General features: G+C 63.6%; 16 protein-coding genes. 12 read left to right on the top strand and 4 right to left on the bottom strand.

Annotated features, from left to right (window positions below):
- The first annotated feature begins 1 nt into the window (after position 1).
- The 4 genes from scpB (at position 2) to galU (ending at position 3,035) form a co-directional block, all read left to right on the top strand.
- Entirely contained in the window at positions 2-607 is a 606-nt protein-coding gene (scpB, locus tag ACSHWJ_RS05710; protein ID WP_017364458.1) for an SMC-Scp complex subunit ScpB, read from the top strand.
- Positions 531-1,463, top strand: coding sequence for a 23S rRNA pseudouridine(2605) synthase RluB (rluB, locus tag ACSHWJ_RS05705; RefSeq protein ID WP_432539368.1), 933 nt, complete (start codon positions 531-533; stop codon positions 1,461-1,463). The genes scpB and rluB overlap by 77 nt, the downstream gene beginning before the upstream one ends.
- 75 nt (positions 1,464-1,538) lie before the next feature.
- Positions 1,539-2,150 (top strand): adenylyl-sulfate kinase, encoded by a 612-nt coding sequence (cysC, locus tag ACSHWJ_RS05700; protein ID WP_432539369.1) that lies wholly within the window; start codon positions 1,539-1,541, stop codon positions 2,148-2,150.
- Between the two features lie 6 nt (positions 2,151-2,156).
- A complete protein-coding gene (gene galU, locus ACSHWJ_RS05695; protein WP_010961435.1) occupies positions 2,157-3,035 on the top strand; it encodes a UTP--glucose-1-phosphate uridylyltransferase GalU in 879 nt (292 codons plus the stop codon).
- Positions 3,036-3,084: 49 nt separating this feature from the next.
- Here the strand turns inward: galU and ACSHWJ_RS05690 are convergent, their stop codons facing one another.
- The gene (locus ACSHWJ_RS05690) at positions 3,085-4,266 is read right to left on the bottom strand and encodes a pyridoxal phosphate-dependent aminotransferase (RefSeq protein ID WP_432539370.1); all 1,182 of its coding nucleotides are present in this window, start codon (positions 4,264-4,266) and stop codon (positions 3,085-3,087) included.
- A gap of 180 nt (positions 4,267-4,446) precedes the next feature.
- On the opposite strand from ACSHWJ_RS05690, the gene uvrB reads away from it, so the two are divergent.
- The 8 genes from uvrB to ACSHWJ_RS05650 all read left to right on the top strand — a co-directional run bounded on the left by uvrB (position 4,447) and on the right by ACSHWJ_RS05650 (position 15,269).
- A complete protein-coding gene (uvrB, locus tag ACSHWJ_RS05685; protein WP_432539371.1) occupies positions 4,447-6,525 on the top strand; it encodes an excinuclease ABC subunit UvrB in 2,079 nt (692 codons plus the stop codon).
- Positions 6,526-6,599: 74 nt separating this feature from the next.
- Positions 6,600-7,319: a cytochrome b/b6 domain-containing protein gene (locus ACSHWJ_RS05680; RefSeq protein WP_010961432.1), complete on the top strand. Its 720-nt coding sequence runs from the start codon at positions 6,600-6,602 to the stop codon at positions 7,317-7,319.
- A 20-nt stretch (positions 7,320-7,339) separates the two neighbouring features.
- Complete coding sequence (locus tag ACSHWJ_RS05675; RefSeq protein WP_432539372.1) at positions 7,340-9,079, top strand: ankyrin repeat domain-containing protein; 1,740 nt, start codon at positions 7,340-7,342, stop codon at positions 9,077-9,079.
- A gap of 537 nt (positions 9,080-9,616) precedes the next feature.
- Positions 9,617-10,810 (top strand): c-type cytochrome, encoded by a 1,194-nt coding sequence (locus ACSHWJ_RS05670; RefSeq protein WP_432539373.1) that lies wholly within the window; start codon positions 9,617-9,619, stop codon positions 10,808-10,810.
- Between the two features lie 224 nt (positions 10,811-11,034).
- Complete coding sequence (locus ACSHWJ_RS05665; RefSeq protein WP_432539374.1) at positions 11,035-12,186, top strand: c-type cytochrome; 1,152 nt, start codon at positions 11,035-11,037, stop codon at positions 12,184-12,186.
- A gap of 305 nt (positions 12,187-12,491) precedes the next feature.
- Positions 12,492-13,706 carry a c-type cytochrome gene (locus ACSHWJ_RS05660; RefSeq protein WP_432539375.1) on the top strand — a complete coding sequence of 405 codons (1,215 nt, stop codon included), beginning with the start codon at positions 12,492-12,494 and terminating at the stop codon, positions 13,704-13,706.
- Between the two features lie 173 nt (positions 13,707-13,879).
- Positions 13,880-14,284, top strand: coding sequence for a GtrA family protein (locus ACSHWJ_RS05655; RefSeq protein WP_218800410.1), 405 nt, complete (start codon positions 13,880-13,882; stop codon positions 14,282-14,284).
- 22 nt (positions 14,285-14,306) lie between these two features.
- Positions 14,307-15,269: a glycosyltransferase family 2 protein gene (locus ACSHWJ_RS05650; protein ID WP_249385280.1), complete on the top strand. Its 963-nt coding sequence runs from the start codon at positions 14,307-14,309 to the stop codon at positions 15,267-15,269.
- Positions 15,270-15,278: 9 nt separating this feature from the next.
- On the opposite strand, the gene ACSHWJ_RS05645 is transcribed toward ACSHWJ_RS05650, so the two are convergent.
- Genes ACSHWJ_RS05645 through ACSHWJ_RS05635 form a run of 3 tightly spaced genes read right to left on the bottom strand, consistent with a single transcriptional unit; the run spans position 15,279 to position 19,817 of the window.
- On the bottom strand, positions 15,279-16,622 hold the full coding sequence (locus ACSHWJ_RS05645) for a phospholipid carrier-dependent glycosyltransferase (protein ID WP_218800408.1): 1,344 nt from the start codon (positions 16,620-16,622) through the stop codon (positions 15,279-15,281).
- A gap of 51 nt (positions 16,623-16,673) precedes the next feature.
- Entirely contained in the window at positions 16,674-18,848 is a 2,175-nt protein-coding gene (locus ACSHWJ_RS05640) for a hypothetical protein (RefSeq protein WP_432539376.1), read from the bottom strand.
- A 6-nt stretch (positions 18,849-18,854) separates the two neighbouring features.
- Complete coding sequence (locus ACSHWJ_RS05635) at positions 18,855-19,817, bottom strand: cytochrome c3 family protein (protein ID WP_218798073.1); 963 nt, start codon at positions 19,815-19,817, stop codon at positions 18,855-18,857.
- Between the last annotated feature and the right edge of the window lie 10 nt (positions 19,818-19,827).

The following is a 19,827-nucleotide window of genomic DNA, read 5'->3' as shown; positions in this document are numbered from 1 at the left end:
GGTGGATCTCAAGGCCATCCTCGAGGCGGCACTGTTCGCGGCGCAAAGGCCGCTTTCTCTGGCCGAGCTGGAAGCGCTGTTCGGCGAGGACGAGCGGCCCGCCACGGAGGAGATCCGCCTGGCGCTGGCGACGCTGGCAGACGAGTATGCCGCGCGGCCGCTGGAACTGCGCAAGGTGGCCAGCGGCTACCGGTTCCAGGTCCGCGCCGCCTATGCGCCGTGGATTTCCAGGCTGTTCGAGGAGCGGCCCGGACGCTACTCGCGCGCTCTGCTGGAGACTCTGGCGATCATCGCCTACCGCCAGCCGGTGACGCGCGGTCAGATCGAAGAGATTCGCGGTGTCGCGGTCAGTTCGGGGATCATCCGGACGCTCACCGAGCGGGAATGGGTGACCGTGGTCGGCCATCGCGACGTTCCAGGCCGCCCGGCGCTGTTTGCCACCACACCCCAGTTTCTCGATCATTTCAATCTCGAATCCCTGGCGGATTTGCCGGCCCTGCCGGAATTCGCCGTATCACCGGAGTTAGAAGATGTCCTTGCCGCCGCGCAAACCGACCCGACCCATCCGTCCGAGGAACCGCCCGATCCAGCCGACGCCGGGGCCTGAGCCAGCCGAAGCCGGCGAGGGCGAGCGTATCCAGAAAGCGCTGGCGCGTGCCGGTTTCGGCTCCCGGCGGGAGATCGAAGCACTGATCCGCGACGGCAAAGTTTTCCTCAACCGCCGGCCGGCCCATCTCGGCGATCGCTACCGCAAGGGTGACCAGATCATGCTGAACGGCCATTTGGTCAACCTCGAAAAGCGTCTGCAGGCATTCACCCGTGTGCTGCTGTACCACAAGCCGGTGGGCGAGCTGGTCAGTCGGCGCGATCCGGAGGGCCGTCCGGTGATCTTCTCGCGGTTGCCGCGTCTGGAGCTGGGCCGCTGGGTGGCGGTCGGACGGCTGGACGTGAACACCCAGGGGCTGATCCTCCTGACCAACAACGGCGAACTGGCCCATCGTCTGATGCACCCGTCCCGCGCAGTCGAGCGCGAGTACGCCGTCCGGATCCTGGGAACGGTCAGCGAGGCCGTCATCGAAAGGTTGCTCGACGGGGTGCAGCTCGAAGACGGTCCGGCGCGCTTCGAATCGGTGGCAGAAGCCGGGGGAGAGGGCGCGAACCGCTGGTTTCACGTGGTGGTCCGGGAAGGACGCAACCGGCTGGTGCGGCGTCTGTGGGAATCGCAGAATCTGGTCGTGAGCCGTCTCATCCGGGTGCGCTACGGCGACATCGTTCTGCCGCCGCGGCTACGCGCCGGGGCCTCCATCGAGCTGGAAGGGGAGGCTCTGGATGGTTTGCTGCGTTCCGTGGGGCTTCCGCCAGTGACGCCGGAAACCCCGCAGAAGCGTCGCTTCGGCGGGGAGACGCGGGGCCGGGAAGAGAGGCGGCGCAACCGGCGGAGCGCGCTTTCTGGGAAGCGGTGAAGCCGGTATGATGCAGCCTCGGCGCTGCCGGGCCGGCGGGGAGAGCGCTCCGGATTCGGGAGAAGGACGTATTCGATGAACACCCATATCGTTTGGCATCAATCCACCGTAACCCGCGGTCAGCGCGAACGGCAGAACGGTCACAAGAGCTTCATTCTCTGGTTCACCGGGCTCTCCGGCGCCGGCAAATCGACCCTCGCGCATCGGGTCGAGCAGCTTCTGTTCGAGCAGGGCTGCAGAACCTACGTCTTCGACGGTGACAACGTCCGCCACGGCTTGTGCTCGGACCTGGGGTTCAGCGCCGAGGACAGGTGCGAGAACATCCGCCGCATCGGCGAGATGAGCAAGCTGTTCATCGATGCCGGCGTGATCGCCCTGACCGCCTTCATCTCGCCCTTTCGCCGCGACCGCGATCTGGTCAGAGCCCTGGTCGAGCCCGGTGACTTCGTCGAAATCTTCTGCGATGCCCCCCTCGAAGTCTGCGAACAGCGCGATGTGAAGGGGCTGTACCGCAAGGCGAGGGCCGGCGAGATACCGGAGTTCACCGGGATTTCATCGCCCTACGAAAAGCCGCTTGCTCCGGAGATCACGGTGCGGACCGGGGAGGACGGCCTGGATGAATGCGCCGGGCAAATCCTGGGATATCTCGAGAAGAACGGAAAGATCAACCTGAAAACGACAAGGTAGGACAACATGGCAAAAGTCATCAGAAAAGCCGTTTTCCCGGTCGCGGGGCTGGGGACCCGCTTCCTGCCCGCCACCAAGGCCAGCCCGAAGGAAATGCTGCCGGTGGTGGACAAGCCGTTGATCCAATATGCGGTGGAAGAAGCCGTGGCAGCCGGCATCGACGAGATGGTGTTCATCACCGGCCGCAGCAAGAACGCGATCATGGACCATTTCGACAAGGCCTACGAACTCGAGACGGAACTGGCGGCGCGAGGCAAGGACGACATCCTGAACATCGTCCGGAACATCATTCCGCCGCACGTCACCTGCATCTACATCCGTCAGGCCGAAGCGCTGGGGCTGGGCCATGCCGTCAACTGCGCCAAGGCGGTCATCGGCAACCAACCATTCGCGGTGCTGCTCGCCGACGATCTCATCGACGGCAACAACCACGGCGGCTGTCTGTCACAGATGGTCCGGGTATTCGACAAATGGCAGTGCTCGGTGCTGGGCATCGAGCGCATCGATCCCGGCGACACTCACAGCTACGGCATCGTGAAGACCAGTCCGATCGAGGCCGGGCTGGACAAGGTCGAAGCGATCGTGGAAAAGCCGCGGCCCGAGAACGCGCCATCCAACCAGGCCGTGGTGGGACGCTACATCCTCACGCCGGCGATCTTCGACAAGCTTGCCAATGTCTCGCGCGGCGCGGGCGGGGAAATCCAGCTCACCGACGCCATCGCCATGCTGCTCAACGAGCAGACGGTGTTGGCCTACGAATTCAACGGCAAGCGTTACGATTGCGGATCGAAGCTGGGCTATCTCATCGCCACGGTGGAACAGGGCCTGCAGCATCCCGATTTGCGGGCTGGCTTCGAAGCCTATCTGCGGAGTCTGCAGCTCTAGGATGCGCGGTGGGGCATTGCCGGGGACGTCTCCCGGCAATGCCTGTCGGTCATTTGGACAGGGTGGTCGCCAGGCGTTCCATGGCCTTTTCCAGATTGGCCATGCTGGTGGCGATGGAGAGACGGACGTGGCCCGGTGCGCCGAAAGCCGAGCCCGGCACCACGGCCACGCCGCCCTGTTCGATCAGGTATTCGGACAGCGCCACGTCGTCCGCCAGATGCAGCCTGGCCATCGCCGCTTCGACATTCGGCAGGACATAGAAGGTGCCGTGGGTTTTCAGGCAATCGACGCCGGGGATGGCGTTCAGTCTTCCGACCACGAAGTCGTGCCTTTCCTTGAAAGCCTCCACCATGCCGGCGATGAAGCCCTGCTCGCCATTGAGCGCGGTCTCTGCCGCGACCTGCGAGATCGAGGTGGGATTGGAGGTGCTCTGCGACTGGATGTTGGTCATGGCCTCGATCAGCCGCTCGGGTCCGGCTGCGTAGCCGATGCGCCAGCCGGTCATCGAGTAGGCTTTGGACACGCCGTTCAGCACCACGGTCCGCTCGTACAGGTCCGGACAGACGTTCAGGATGTTGCTGAATCCACCTTCCCAGAGGATGTGCTCGTACATATCGTCGGTGGCGACGACGACATCGGGAAACCGCCGCAGCACCTCACCGAGGCCGGCCAGCTCGTCCGCGGTGTAGGCCATGCCGGTGGGATTGGATGGACTGTTGATCACGAACAGCCGGGTTCTGGCCGTCAGCGCGGCTTCCAGTTGTGCCGGCGTGATCTTGAACGCCTGCTGTTGCCCGGCCTCGACGATCACCGGGACGGCGCCGGCCAGCAGCACCATGTCCGGATAGGATACCCAGTAAGGCGCCGGGATGACGACCTCGTCGCCGGGGTTGAGCAGGGCCTGGGCCAGATTGTAGAAACTCTGCTTGCCGCCGCAGGACACCAGGATCTGATTGAGCGCGTAATCCAAGCCGTTTTCGCGTTTGAATTTCGCCTGGATCGCCTGCTTGAGGCCGGGCGTTCCATCGACCGCCGTGTATTTGGTGAAACCCTTTTCGATGGCCCGGATGGCCGCCTGTTTGATATGGTCCGGCGTGTCGAAGTCCGGTTCGCCCGCGCCCAGTCCCACGATGTCCTTGCCGGCGGCGCGCATCGCGGCGGCGCGGGCGGTGACGGCGAGGGTCGGGGACGGCTTGATGGACTGGACGCGGTCGGAAAGTCGTATGCTCATTGGTTTCGCGGATTGGCTGGAAAATTCGAGGCGTTATGTTACCGGTTAGGCGGCTTTCCTTGAACTCCGCGGGTGGAAAATTTGTCATTATCCCGAGGGTATCCATTCCGTCACACCGGCTTCGGCTATCCTTGAAACTCCCCCTGCCAGTGACTCGTTCCCCGGAGGATTGAATACGCCATGTTGCCTGGAAGCGGCCATTGCCTGGCCCAACCGGTCGAGCAAAGCTCGAAACTGCCGCGCGCCCAGAAATCCAAGCCGTTCTTGCTGCGAAGCGGTTATGCGCCGTCGGGCGATCAGCCGGAGGCCATCCGGCGTCTGGTCGAGGGCCTGAACGACGGCGAGTTGCACCAGACGCTGCTCGGCGTGACCGGTTCGGGCAAGACTTTCACCATTGCCAACGTGATTGCCCAGGTTCAGCGCCCGACCCTGATCCTGGCGCACAACAAGACGCTGGCCGCGCAGCTTTACGGCGAGATGAAGGAATTCTTCCCCGAGAATTCGGTGGAATACTTCGTGTCCTATTACGACTACTACCAGCCCGAGGCCTATGTGCCGGCCTCCGACACCTACATCGAAAAGGATTCGTCGCTGAACGAGCACATCGAGCAGATGCGGCTGTCGGCGACCAAGGCGCTGATCGAGCGGCATGACACCGTCATCGTCGCGACCGTGTCCTCCATCTACGGCCTGGGCGAGCCGGCCTCCTATTTCGAGATGGTGCTGCACCTGGTGCGCGGTGACATGATCGACCAGCGCACCCTGGTCCGGCGTTTGGCCGAGCTCCAGTACACCCGTAATGAAGCCGAACTGCGGCGCGGCAGCTACCGTGTCCGTGGCGACGTGATCGACATCTACCCGGCCGAGTCGGAGAAGGAAGCGCTGCGGGTCGAGCTGTTCGACGACGAGATCGAGCGGCTGTCGCTGTTCGACCCTTTGACCGGCGAGATCATTTCCCGCATCGCCCGCTACACCGTCTACCCCAAGACCCATTACGTCACCCCGCGGGAGAAGCTGCTGCAGGCGGTGGAAGAGATCAAGGTCGAACTCAAGGACCGGCTGGAGCATCTCCGCAGCCAGCACAAACTGGTGGAAGCCCAGCGCCTCGAACAGCGGACCCTCTTCGACGTCGAAATCATCCTGGAGGTCGGCTATTGCTCGGGCATCGAGAACTATTCACGCTTCCTGTCGGGCCGGGCGCCAGGCGAACCGCCGCCGACCCTGTTCGATTACTTGCCGGACGATGCGCTGATCGTGATCGACGAGAGCCATGTCACCGTGCCGCAGATCGGCGCAATGTACCGCGGCGACCGCTCCCGCAAGGAAACGCTGGTGGAGTATGGCTTCAGGCTGCCGTCGGCGCTCGACAACCGGCCGCTCAAATTCGAGGAATTCGAGGCGCGGGCGCCGCAGCGGATCTATGTCTCGGCGACGCCGGGCCCCTATGAACGGGCCCACTCCGGGGCGGTGGTGGAACAGGTCGTGCGCCCCACCGGCCTGGTCGATCCGGAAGTCGAGGTCCGCCCTGCATCGACCCAGGTCGACGATTTGCTGTCGGAGATCCGCTTCCGGGTGCAGGGGGGCGAACGCGTGCTGGTGACCACGCTGACCAAGCGCATGGCCGAGGACCTCACCGAGTACCTGATGGAACACGACGTGGCCGTGCGCTATCTGCACTCCGACGTGGACACCGTGGAGCGGGTGGAAATCATCCGCGACCTCCGGCTCGGCAAGTTCGACGTCCTGGTGGGCATCAACCTGCTGCGCGAGGGTCTCGACATCCCGGAAGTGTCACTGGTGGCCATCCTCGACGCCGACAAGGAAGGGTTCCTGCGCTCGGCGGTGTCGCTGATCCAAACCATCGGCCGGGCCGCCCGCAACCTGCACGGCAAGGCCATCCTCTATGCCGACAAGGTGACGCAGTCGATGCAACAGGCCATCGGCGAGACCGAGCGTCGCCGGGCCAAACAGATCGCCTACAACGAAAGGCATGGCCTGACCCCAAGGGGTATCACCAAGTCCGTGACCGACATCCTGGAAGTGTCCATTCCGGGAGGCTCCGCGGGCTCGCGAAAGCAGGCGGCCCGCGTCGCCGAACCTGGCGCCGGGTACAAGGTGGCCAAACCGGCGGAGGCGGCCAGGCTCATCAAGCAGCTCGAAGAAAAGATGTATGCGCATGCCCGCGATCTGGAGTTCGAGGAGGCGGCCAGGCTGCGCGACGAGATCCAGCGGATCCGGGAGAGCGCACTGATGGCGTGAAGTTTGCTTGGTCTCCGTTCGGCCGGGACGCGGAATCGCCGACCGGAAAACCAGGAACGGAACGGGGGTAAAACATGGCGCAACGCATCATCGTCTGGGATCTCGCCACGCGGATATTCCACTGGTCGCTGGTGACCAGTTTTTTCGGCGCCTACCTGTCGGCGGACAGCGACTACCGGGTGCTGCACGTGATGTTCGGCTACACCATCCTCGGGCTGATCGGTTTCCGCCTGCTGTGGGGCTTCGTCGGCCCGCGCTATTCCCGCTTCAAGGATTTCGTGCGCGGCCCGCTCGCGATCTTCCGCTACCTGAAGAGCCTGTTGTCCAAGCATCCCGAACATTACGTCGGCCACAATCCGGCGGGTGCCGTCGCCATCGTACTGCTGCTGCTTCTCGGCACTCTGGTCTGCGCTTCCGGATTACTTTCTTACGACGAACGCTGGGAGGATGCTCTGAAGCGCTTCCATGCCCTGCTTTCCAATTGCATGCTGGTGATCGTGTTCGTGCATATCGTGGCGGCGATTGCTTCCGGCTTCCTGCATCACGAAAACCTCGTGCTTTCCATGATCACGGGCTGGAAGGAAGGGGAAGCCGGACAGTCCATCCCCGGCAAGCGGCCCTGGGCGGGACTGGTGCTCGCTGTCGCCATCGTGTCGTTCTGGGTACTCGCTCTACCGGCCACTCCCTTCCAGTCGGAGGCCGGCTCCGGAAATGATCGGGTCGCGGAAGAGGCGGTCGTCGCCGGAAAGGCCGCGAAGCCGGTCGCGATGTCGTCGAAGTCCGAACGGCTTTGATGCGCACCGGAACGGCGGCGATGTCGAACCCGGGCCGATACTTGCTTGTTCTCCTGTCCTTCGCCGGGCTGGGCGGCCCGGCGGTCGTCCCGGCCGATGAAGCGCAGGAATGGGGGCTTGAGGCGGCGCGCCTCCGCCAGTACGATCAAGCGATCGCTCGCTGGCGGGTGCTGGCCGAACGGGGCGACGCCGAGGCGCAGTACCGCCTAGGGGCGATGTTCCAGAACGGTCGCGGTGTGCCGCAAGACCATGCGCAGGCCTTGCGATGGTTCCGAGCCGCGGCGGGACAGGGGCAGGTCCGCGCGCAGTTCGAACTAGGGCTGATGTACGAGAAGGGCCTGGGTGTACGCCCCGATCCGGTTCAAGCCCGGAGCTGGTATGAAAAAGCCGCAGCGCAGCATCACGCGATGGCGTACAGGCGGCTGGAGGCCATGCCGACCCCGGCGCCAAGCGCTGATTCCACCGCCGAACGCAGGCATCGAGAGAAGGACACTCCCCTTCACCGCGCCGCCCGGCGCGGCGATGCCGATGCCGTACGGGAGTTGCTGGCGCGGGGTGCCGAGATCGATGCCCTGGACGACAAAGGCCGCACGCCCTACCGGCTGGCGCTGGAAGCCGGACATCCGGAGATCGCCCGTTGGCTGGCGGCTGCCGGTGCCGACCGGCACCGGAGTGCGGCGGGTACCCCGGGGGAGTCCGAAAAACGGCCCAGGCACCCGCCGTCCCGTTTGAGTTCGAAAGACGGCATCGACGGCTATCCCGGCTGGCCGGCACTCACGGTGGCCGCCTGGCGAGGGCACGCTTCGACGGTCGAAACCCTGCTCGCAAGAGGCGCCGATGTCGCCGCCAGGGCTCCGGACGGTCATACCCCGTTGACCCGCGCTGCCTGGAACGGCCATGCCGGGATCGTGAAAATCCTGCTGGCTCATGGGGCGGAAGCCGATGTTGCGACGTCGGACGGCCGGACGGCCCTGATGTGGGCCGCCCGCGAAGGGCATGGCGAAGTGGTCGCGGTGCTGGCGGCCGCCGGGGCGAGGCTCGATGCGACCGACGGAGACGGAAACACCGCGCTCTCATGGGCGGCGCAGCGCGGCAAGGCCACGACCGTGCGGGTCCTGTGCAGTCTGGGTGCAGCCACCGGCGTGGCGCGGAAGGATGGCAGGACCCCGATCATGCTGGCGGCCCTCGGCGGGCATCCGGAAAGCGTCGAGGTCCTGCTGGCGGCTTCGGCCGATCCGAATGCAACCGACGCGGACGGCCATACCGCTCTGTGGCATGCCGTCGACGGAGGACATTCCGGGATCGTCGAGATATTGCTGGCTCACGGATCCGCCATCGATCGCGACCGGGCGCCCGGTCATGACGCCCTGGCTCGCGCTGCCTGGAAGGGCGATGAAAAGACCGCCGGGCGACTGCTGGCGTACGGCGCTCGCGTGGACGCGCCGAGCGGGGATGGCAACACTGCCCTGGCCGTGGCCGCAGGCCGCGGACACGCCGGCGTGGTTCGTCTGCTACTGAGGAAGGGCGCGAATCCCGACCGCCGGAACAGGCGGAACATGACGGCGCTGATGCTGGCGGCACAAGCCGGTCACAGTGAAACCGTCGCGGCACTGCTGGAAGCCGGCGCCGATCCGACCCTCCGCAACCGCCACAGGCACACTGCCGTCTCGCTGGCCCGGGCCGGGGGCCATGAAGACTGCGTCAAAATTCTCGAAAAACACCGGGTCGGCCGTAGGACGCTGCTCGGTTTTCTGTGGTAGCGCCCGCCGCAGGGCCGCCCCGCTCGCATCTGCCCGATCGGCTCGCTTGGCCCGTGGGGCCGCATTTCGCCGTACGATTTCGTACCAGGCCTTGGCGCGTCGGATGTTCGACCGGATTCCGGACCGTTCGCACAGAAGCAGCCGGACCTGCATCGCAAGGACGACGATGACGCTTTCCGGAGACAGCGCCCGGCCATTCCCGCGTTGGCGGCCGGACGCCGTGTGCCAACGGCTCCGAGGGTTCCCGTTCGCAACCATCCCGCAGATTTGATCCATATCAAGAATCCGGCGCCAGGGGGTGTTTCCTACCGGCGACGAGAGTCCCCGACAAAAGCCTTCGGTCGATCGTAACCGTATGTGTCACATGAGAAATATTTTGTGGCACAAATATTGTTTGGCTCTAATGAGCGAGGAAACGGAGAGGCCCGACGGACCCTTTGTTTTCAGCGTTTCGGTACGGAAGGGGTGCCGGGACGGTGGGAGTACCGGACGGCTTCTTCCCTCGTAGCATCGACCAACAAGCAAGAGGTTCGGGTCATGACGAAAAAACTTGGGATTTTCCGATCTGCGAATACTACGGCCGAGGGGCCTTGGTCCAGGCACGCCCTGTCCCTGGCGGTGGTCATGGTTGCGACCGGGAGCGTCCCGGGCGAGTCTTTTGCGGCGCTGACTTATGCCGGCAACTGCCAGATGTGTCACGGCGCCTACGACAGTGGGTCGGGGGCCACGGCCGGCGGGATGGCGCCCGCGTTGAAGGGAGCGAAGAAGAACGCCTCGGCCACCCGGGCGGCGATTGCCGCTGGTGGCACCATGGGGACGATGGGCGCGTCCTGGTCCGACGCCGATCTGAACGCGGTGGCACTGGAGATAGGAGGGGCGGCGGATCTCGGTGCCCCCACCCCCGCTCCGACGGCCACGCCAACACCCGCGCCGAGTGCGACGCCTGCTCCCACCACGACGCCGGCTCCCACCGCCACGCCGGCGCCGACCGGCACACCGGCTCCCACGCCCAAGCCATCGCCGACGCCAGCGCCCACGGCAACTCCCCGTCCTTCCCCGACGCCCGCGCCCTGTGCGGATGAGGCGAGGCCGGAGATCGACACCATCCCGTCGCCGTGGGATGCCAACGCAGGCAAGGAACTCCGGTTCACGGTCAGCGCCCTGGACTGCGACGACGACTCCCTGACCATCAAAGCCAAAGGACTGCCTTCGGGAGCCACCCTGACCCAGGAGTTCGACCCGGACGTCCGCAAACAGATCGCCACGGTTAGCTGGACGCCCGGGACGGAGGCCGTGGGTACGGTTCACACGGTGGTGTTCGTGGCTGTCGACAAAGACGGCAACGGCCACAAGAAGTCGGTGTCGATACCGCGCTGGACCGCCATCCGGGTATGGCCGGCCAACACGACGCCGGAAGCGGGGGCCGTCGAGGTCGTGGCGATTCAGCGTGCTCAGTGGTCAGCCGGTCAGAGCCAGCTCCTTCTGACGGGACGCATCAAATTCAGCCGGATTCTGACCAAGTCCGAGCGCCAGTCGCTGGTTGCCGACCCTGTCGTCATCACCGACGCCACCACGCATGAAGTCATCGGCCAGGCCAACGCCAGCGTATCCGGCAAGTGGTCGGCACGAATCCCCCTGGATGGCGGGAAAGTGCCATGCTCCGTAGCGGTCGATTTCCATGGCGAGATGGGATCGCGCCCCGTCAAGCGCGCTCCGTCGCAGTGCAATTGATCGAAAAAAGTGAAGGAACCTACTTTCGCTGCTTCATTTGTTGACTACATTTGTTTCTAGCGTTGCAGGCTATTGGTCAGCCTGGAATGTTAGAGTTTTCTGATTTGTTGCTCAAGAAGGGTCACTGCTCCGAAAAGATCGTTTCGAAGCGTGATGAGCAACTTGACAGGGGGGCCGGCCTCGAGCCGGGCGACTTTTCATGACATGTAACTTGGGGTTTATTTATGAATGAGACATTGGCTCGTTCCGGCGGGAAACCGGTCGGAATTCGCAACAAGGCGTTATGGTTGGCCGTGGTGGTGGCCGGGGCGGGGAGCGTTTCCGCCGACGCATCGGCCGCAGCGACTTACGGCGGCAGTTGTCAGGGATGCCACGGCGCCATCACTGCCAGCGGAACGGCGGGAGGCTATGGGCCCGCGCTGACGGGCTCCAAGCGTAATGCTTCCGCCACCAAGGCGGCCATTGCCAAGGTCGGCGCGATGAACAGCCTGAGCAACCTGACCAACGCCGACTTGAATTCCATCGCCCTGGAAATAGGCGGTGCGGCGGATCTGCCGGTGGCGACACCCACGCCGACGCCCACTCCGGCTCCGACGGCCACCCCGGCTCCGACGGCCACTCCGGCCCCGACGGCCACCCCGGCCCCGACGGCCACCCCGGCTCCGACGCCCACGCCCTGTGGGGATGAGTCGGAGCCTGAACTCGATACCATTCCGTCACCGTGGGACGCCAATGTCGGCAAGGAACTCAGGTTCACCGTGAGCGCCCTCGATTGCGACGATGATTCGCTGGTGATCAAGGCCAAGGGGCTGCCGACGGGGGCAAAGATGACCCAAGGGTTCGATGTGAACACCCGGAAGCAGGTGGCCACCATCACCTGGACGCCGGGTCCGGAAGCCGCCGGCAGGATCTACCATGTGACATTCACGGCGGTGGAGTCGGAAGTCAGTGCAAAGCGTTCGTGGAAAGGGGAGAAAGAGCACGAGGACGAGAACCATTCGTCACAGTCCCGTTCCACCGACATCCGCGTCTGGCCGGCGAACACCACGCCGGAAGCCGGAGCCGTGGAGGCCGTCGTCATCCAACAGGCGCAATGGCAGCCTTACAGGGAGGCAGGCAAGCTCGCGGTGAACGGCTCCATCAAGTTCAGCAAGCTGCTGAGCACCGCCGAACGCGCCGCCTTGCTGGCCCATCCCGTCATCATCCGAGCCGACAGTACTCAGGAGATCATCGGACAGGTGACCGCAAACTCCTCCGGCAAGTGGTCGGCCAATCTTCCGTTGGCCAACACCGCCGTCCCCTGTGCGGTGGATGTCGAGTTCCTGAGCGACACCGCTTCCCGGCCGGTGAAGCGCGCGCCATCGCAATGCAAATAAGGAGCGACATCGGATGAACGGGTTCGAATGGACTTGAAGGGGAGAACCCGTTCAGGCTCCTCCCCGCGAGGGGAGGGGCGTTTTCGACAACCTCTCGTTGAACTTCTTTTATTGGCAGCGTCCATTCGATATCGGCCCACTCATCAGGTGGGAAATTTGAATCGGCGGACGTTGGATACGTTATCGCTCTGGAGATACTGGAGGGAACGGTGGTATCCAAGGATTTCCGAGGACGGGATGGCGTAGAAGGGCGCCATCGGGAAAGGAGCGGTATTTTCTGTGGCATGAAACTTGGGAGTTTTGGTATGAACGTAAAATTGAACAAAGCCGTAACCAAGCCAGCGGGGTATCGATTCAGGACCCTGTCCCTGGCAGTGGTCATTGCCGCGAGTGGCGGTTTTTCCTCCGAAACCTTTGCCGCGGCGACTTATGCCGGAAGCTGCCAGGGGTGTCATGGCGCTTACGACAGTGCCAAGGGCGCGACGGCCGGCGGCTATGGTCCGGCTCTGTCCGGCTCCAAGAAGAACGCATCAGCCACCAAGGCGACCATTGCCAGCGTCAGCGCGATGAACAGCTTGAGCAATCTCAGCGATGCTGACCTGAATGCCATCGCGACGGAAATCGGTGGGGCTGCCGACCTGCCGGTCGCGACTCCCACTCCTACACCTACGCCGACTCCGGCGCCGACCGTGACTCCGGCTCCGACCGCGACTCCGGCTCCGACCGCGACTCCGGCTCCGACGTCCAGCCCCGCTCCTACCCCCAGCCCGGCTCCGACGGCCTCCCCGGCCCCCACCTCGACGCCGGCGCCGACGTCCACGCCTGTTCCGACGACCCGCCCAGCGCCGTTCCCCATCGGGTGTCTGCTGCAGTCCAGGCCGGAACTCGATACCATCCCGACCGGCTGGAACGTTCAGGTCGGAAAAATCCTGAAGATCATCTTGAGCGCTCTCGACTGCGATGACGACACAGCCACCATCAAAGGGGTGAAACTGCCGAAAGGGGCGAAACTGACCCAGGCATTCGACGCGGAGAGCCGCAAGCAGGTCGCCACACTCACCTGGGTGCCCAAGGCCGAGGATGCGGGTAAGACCTTCGACCTGGGCTTCCAGGCGGTCACCCTGGACCATGCGGGGCACGAGAGCGATGCTTCCGATCCGCGTTGGACCAACGTGACTGTTCAGCCCGCGCCCAGCGACGTGCCCGATGTCGAATCGATCCGGGCGCTGATCATCCAAAAGGCGCAATGGTTGGCCGATCAGAGCGAACTCATCCTGTCGGGGCGCATCAAGTTCGACAGGCAGCTGAGCAAATCCGAGCGCGAAGCGCTGGTGGCCGATCCTGTCACACTGGTGGACGGTGCGACGGACGCCGTGATCGGAGAAGTGCTGGCCGACGTGCACGGCAAATGGCTGGCGAAGATTCCCCTGGCCGAGGGAGCCGTCCCCTGCACGGTGAAAGTCCAGTTCCAGGATCAGACGGCGGTTCGTTCGGTGAAGCGCGTACCGCAGTGCAAGTAGCGATCGCGGGCGACGATAAGGGTTGATCAGCCCTGTCAGGTCCCCCGGTGCCGGTCGGCGCCGGGGGCCGTTCCGACTTTTCGCAGGTCGGTGCACCCGGACATCGAGGGGGGTCTCGTGAGATTTCTCGGGAAACTTCCCGAACTGGTATATCTGTGCGACCTTGAGCCGGTATGCCCAAAGTAAGCCTGCTGAAAAAATTCTTCCGTTTCGTCTTCGTAGGCGGACTGGCCACGGCCTTGCAGTATGTGATGCTCGTCGCACTGGTCAGTCTCTGGCAGTGGCAGGTGACCCTTGCCTCTTCGTTGGGTTTCACGGCCAGTGCCGTTGTAAACTACTGGCTGAATTACAAATTGACGTTCAAGGCCAAGAACGGCCATCGCGTCGCTGTATTCCGGTTTGCCGTCACGGCCGGGATGGGACTGTTGCTAAACGGCGCCATCGTTCAGATCGGAATCACTTACACGCATCTTCCTTACCTCTGGTCACAGATTGCGGCGACCGTCGCCGTGCTGTTCTGGAATTTCGTTGGCAGCCTCAAATGGACGTATGCGCCGCCGGTTAGAAAATCCGCCTGACTTGAAAATCCAAGGATCTGCCATGCGCACACTCGGTATCGTCGTACCCTGTTTCAATGAAGAAGAAGCATTGCCGGAAACCACCAGACGGCTCGCCGTAGTGTTGAATGACCTCCAAGAGAAAGGCAAAATCGGGCCGGATTCGCGGGTGTATTTCGTCGATGACGGCAGCAGGGATGGCACCTGGCAGAGCATTCGCGGTCTGGCGGAGACTTATGGTTTCGTCCGCGGGATGAAGCTGTCCAGAAACCAGGGGCATCAGAGTGCCCTGCTGGCAGGATTGATGCATGCAAGAGGGGATTGTCTCGTCAGCATTGACGCCGATCTTCAGGACGACCTGAGCGCCATCGAGTCCATGCTCGATGCCCACGCCGCCGGCGCCGACATCGTCTACGGGGTCCGCAAGAACCGGAAAACGGATTCGTTGTTCAAGCGCTGGAGTGCCGAATGGTATTACCGTGCGCTGGCGCTGATGGGCGTGGAAGTGGTGTTCAACCACGCCGACTATCGCTTGATGAGCAGGCGCGCCATCGATGCGCTGAGGGAGTTCGGCGAGGTCAACCTGTTCCTGCGCGGGATCATCCCGAAGCTGGGCTTCAACACCGCGACCGTGTATTACGACCGGGCGGAGCGCGTCGCCGGCGAGTCCAAATATCCTTTGCGGAAAATGCTGGGTCTCGCCCTTCAGGGCGTCACCTCGTTTTCGGTATTTCCGCTGCGCGTGATCACCTTCCTCGGTTTTCTCATTTCCGCCGTCAGTTTCCTGGTGGTCTGCTGGGTGCTGTGGGTGCGGTTCGTGGCGGGCGAGGCCGTGCCAGGCTGGTCGTCGATCCTGCTGCCAATGAGCCTGCTCGGCGGCATTCAACTGCTGAGCCTCGGTGTCATCGGCGAGTACCTCGGCAAGATTTACCTGGAGACCAAGCGCAGGCCTCGCTATTTCATCCAGGAGGTCGTGGCGCGCGACAGCCAGGAGCCGGGGGGCTGACCCGACTCTTCAATTCTTCCATCCCGGAACCGAAAAATATACGGCGTCGGCAAAACCCTGCGGAACGTGTATGGCGGTGTTGTCGGGGTAGAACACCACGAACCAGAGAACGGCCGCCGCGACGATGAATTTCGCGGCCATCCGATCGACTTTTTCGCCGCTCACCAGATTGCCGCCTAGCCAGCGGGCGAGAATGATGCACAGTATCGGCACCGCCGGTGCATAGTGGTAGAAGAACATGATCCTGGGCGACAGGGTCCAGGGCAGCCAGAGCATGAAATAGACCAGGATCATGAACGCCACGGGCCAGCTCCGGTACCATTCCATCTTGAGGATTGCGGCGGCGACGGCATAAAGCCCGCCATAAAGGATCACCGAGTTTCCCAGGTTGTAAATATTGGCGATTTTTCCGGGCACCGAATAATCGACGTACATCCATACCGGGCGGAGGTTGAGTATCCACTGCCAGGGTTGCGAATGCGCGGCATGGGTGGCTTTCAGTCCGGTATGGTAGAACCACATCTGCCGGAACAGTTCGATGAATTCCGGCCAACGGTAGCCCAGAGCGAAGTACTGCAGGTAGGACGACAGATAGATCGCAATGGGCAGGAGCCCCAGAGCCACGGGCATGTTGAGGCAGGCCGCAAGGGGAGGCAGGCGCCGGTTACGGACCGCCGTCACGCCGAGATCGACGGCCAGGACCAGAAACACGTAGAGCGTGGTCCATTTGGTCGCGAGCGCAAGGCCGAGTGCCATTCCGGTGAAATACAGCCAGCGCATCGAGGTCTCGTCTCTTTTCCAGCGGACGTAGCCGATCAAGGCCGTCAACATGAAAAAGATGAAGTAGATATCGTTCATCGCGATGCGGGACTGGCTGAGGAGGAGGCCGTCGAGGCTCATCAGCGCGCCGGTCAGGACAGCGACGGGGAGGGAGCCGAACAGCTCGAAAGCCAGCGCGGCGGCGGCAAGGGTGGCGAGGGTCCCGAAAATGACGGAGCCGATGCGCCAGCCAAACGCGTTCTCCCCGAAGACCGACATCATTCCGGCCATGATCAGCTTGGACAGGGGCGGGTGCGTCCACTCATACGCCTTCCCCGGCGGCGACTTCGCCCAGGGGTCGTAGGCGTTCCGGTCGCCGTGCAGGACGACGGTCGCCGTGAAGCCGTGATAGACCTCGTCGAAATAGAAGTCCTGCGGGTATTCGAGGCGGGCGATTTTCGTGAAAAAGCCGAACAGGACGATGGCGGCGAACAGGGTGAGAATCTTCTTGTCCGCCAGGAGGCTGCCGAAAAAACCGGTGTCCTTGTTTACTCCAGCCGTTGGAGCGGAATTCCCTGCGAATGCGGTCGTCATTGCACTGCTGTTCATCGATGGAGGTCGTCCGGGTGGATAGGGGCGGTGGGGTCAGAAATCCCAGCGGTATCCCACGTTGACATAATAGCCTTTGGTATCGCGTTCGTTGAGCGCCAGGGGCTTGGTCATGTATTCGAACCCTCCCTCCAGCTCGAAGTACAGTCCGTCGACCACGCGGTAGTTGAAGCGCGTACCGGGACGGACTCGCCAGACGTCGGGGCCGTCGAAGCCGGTGAAGTAGTCGATCCTCAACCTGGGATCGATGCGGATGTCCGGGGTGACAGGATAATGCGCGTCCACGAATCCGGACAGGATGTCGTCGATCTGTTGCGTCATGTAGCGGAGGCCGAAATTCCAGACATCGTCGTCGGTCAACAGGCGGTTGGTGATGATCTGGCCGAAATAGGAGACCTGGGTGCCCGAGCCCTGGTAGGCGGAGACCCAGGGAGAGCCCTTGGTCGCCGACAGATTGGAGACGGTGATGTCGGCGTTGATCTGGGTATCGGGGGTGATCGGCGTGATGGCGCTGAGGCTGAGGTATTTGAACGTCGGGGTATTGTCCGCCGCCAGCGTCTTGAGGTCGATGGTGTCCTGATAGCGCAGGATGTCGCTGACCGAGTCCACGCCGTAGCCGGTGCCGGGACCATAGCCCGATCCCCAGCCGATGAGCGCGTTGCTGGTGCTGAGGTAAGGCGTTTTCCGGTAGTCGGCCGTCAGGGTGAGGATGGCGCCGTTTTCGAAGTTCCAGTTCGTGACCACTTGAGCCGTATTCAGTGCGTTGAAGTGGACATCGTAGTCGAACAGGGTGAAAACGGGATGGACCGGATGCTGGTAGCGGCCTTCGCCGCCTATGGCCCGCCTGCCCAGCAGGCCGTCGACGGTCTGGTTGATGAAGAACACATTGCCCGCCCAGTAGTCCGCGAACGGCCCGAATTCCAGGGACGCGCCTTCGAACGAGGTATTGGTGTTGGGCGCGGTGGAACGATACGGTAGAACCGGGAAGCCGCCGATGACTGTGGCCTGCCACTGGGGCGCGAAGCGGTAGCTGAGCACCCCGCCGTCGAAACGGCCCATGGCGCCGCCGCTGCTGCGCGATTGGCGTCCGATGCGGCCGGAAATCCGGGTTTCCTTGTCCACGAAGTCGACGAAGGCGTTGGCGACCCGGAACTGGTTGTTCTCGTCGTAGACCACTTTCAGGAAGTTCTGACGGTAGCGGGCGTCGAACTGGGTCCGGATGTCGAAGCGTTCGGTGCGCAGACGGCTGGTGAAATCCAGCACGGTGAGGAACAGCGACTGGTCGACGTATTCGCCCTGGTTGTCGGTGAGCAAGGCATCGCGGAAATAGTACTGGCCGAAGCTGCCGTAGCTCTCCCAGCCGCGCTCGGCGACCGGGGGGGACGACAGCGGTGTCAGTTTCTCCTTGGGCCGCTGCCCGGCGCTGTTCAGCGCGTCCAGTCTTTTCTTGACGCGCTCGGCTCCTTCGCCCTCGGGATAGAGCTGCAGGTACTTCTCGTATTCGGACTTGGCGCGGAAGGACTGGCCGTTGCGCTCGCGCGCCACGCCCACCATCTCCTGGGCCTCCCGGTGATAGCTGGCATCGGCTTGCTGTAGCAGCTTGGTGTAGAGGGCCACGGCGGCGGGCCAGTCTTCCTCGATCATGCACCGGCGCGCGGCCTCCTGCAGTTCGGCGGGCGGTGACTTGGCGCGCAGGCCGGAGGCGCAGGTACCGCCGGCCCCTCGGACGGGCTTGGCTTTGCTGGCCGTCGTGGCGTGCTCTCTGTCCTCCGGTTCTGCAAGCTCCACGTCGATTCCCTGGGCATCTTCGCCCGGCCTGACATGGAACCGGACGACGCGATTGAAACGCAGCGTCAGGAAGTCCCCGCCGGGCTTGGTTTCATATTCGACTTCGGTCAGCGGCACCTCCGCGGTTGCCGTCCAAGGCAGTGCGCTCCGCTGCGGCAGGGGGCTCTGCGGCATGGCGGGTGACGTGCGGTTGACCCGGATGCGCAGGGTGTCGCCGGATTCCGTGGGCGAGTGCCGCACATAGTTGACCGGCTCCGCCATGCGGATGTGGATGACCGGCTGCGATGACGAATGGTCGACGTCCAATCCCTCAATGAAGCCCTGGGCCGCCGTGGCGGAAAACACCGCCGTCGCCAGCGCCCCGAATATCGCGCCCAGGGCGGTCCTGGCGCGTGCCGTCGTGCACGGTATCGGTCTCGACATGAACGGCTACCGCGTGAACACCGGAAGGAACGAATGCGTATTCAGATGGCACTGGCTGCAATCCGGCGCTACGTTCGGCTGCGGGTGGGGAGGGGCTGGCCTGGAGGTGATGCCGTAGATGTTTCCCGCTTCGTGGCAGCGCTGGCAGCCATGGGTGATGTTGGCGCCGGTGTGGTCCATCCGTGCGCCGGCGAAGGTACGGAATTGTGCGGGGTTGTGGCAGGTTTCACAGGGTGTCGCGGGTACCGGGATGTGGTTGCGGGGCTGGCCGATGGCGAGCACGTTGTTGTGGCAGCGGGCGCAGCCGGACGCGATGCCCTCGTGATTCATCCTGACCGCCGACCAGGCAGCAGTCGAAACATGGCAGGTCTCACAGGCCTGACCGGTCGGAATATGGTTGGCCGGCTTGCCGGCAACCGTGACGTTGTTATGGCATCGGCCGCATCCCGCCGAAACGCCCACATGGTCGAAGCGCGCGCCGGCCCAGGCGATCGTGGAGCGGTGGCAGGTCTCGCAAGGGGCGTTGGTGGGGATGTGGTTGGGCGGCTTGCCGGGTGCGAAGACGTTGTTGTGGCAGCTGGCGCAATTGTTGACGATACCGGCGTGGTTCATGTTGACGAGCTGCCAGCTCACGTTCGGGAGGAAGTCGTTGTGGCAGACGTCGCAATCCTCCGTGGTCGGGATGTGGTTGGGTGATTTCTTGGACGCCTCGATATCGGTCGCCAGTTGATGGCAGCCGATGCAGCGGCGCGGTGTGCCCTTGAAGATGCCGCGGACGTGGCACTGTTCGCAGGTCAGATGTTCATGCGCGCCCCGCAGCGGGAAGCCGGTGTTCAGGTGCTCGAAATCCTTCGGCGTGGCCGGCCGGTCGGCCGCGGCTGCCGGTACGGACAGCATTCCCGCCAGAACCAGAAGGATCAGGGCGAGCAATCGGAACGGCGAAGTCGTGCGGGAGGCTGAAGGTTTCACTGGCTTCTCC

The sequence above is a fragment of the Methylococcus sp. S1M genome (assembly GCF_051295855.1).
GTDB lineage: Bacteria > Pseudomonadota > Gammaproteobacteria > Methylococcales > Methylococcaceae > Methylococcus > Methylococcus capsulatus.
Note: the sequence above shows the minus strand (reverse complement) of the source record. Positions and strands in the feature narration are given on the sequence as shown.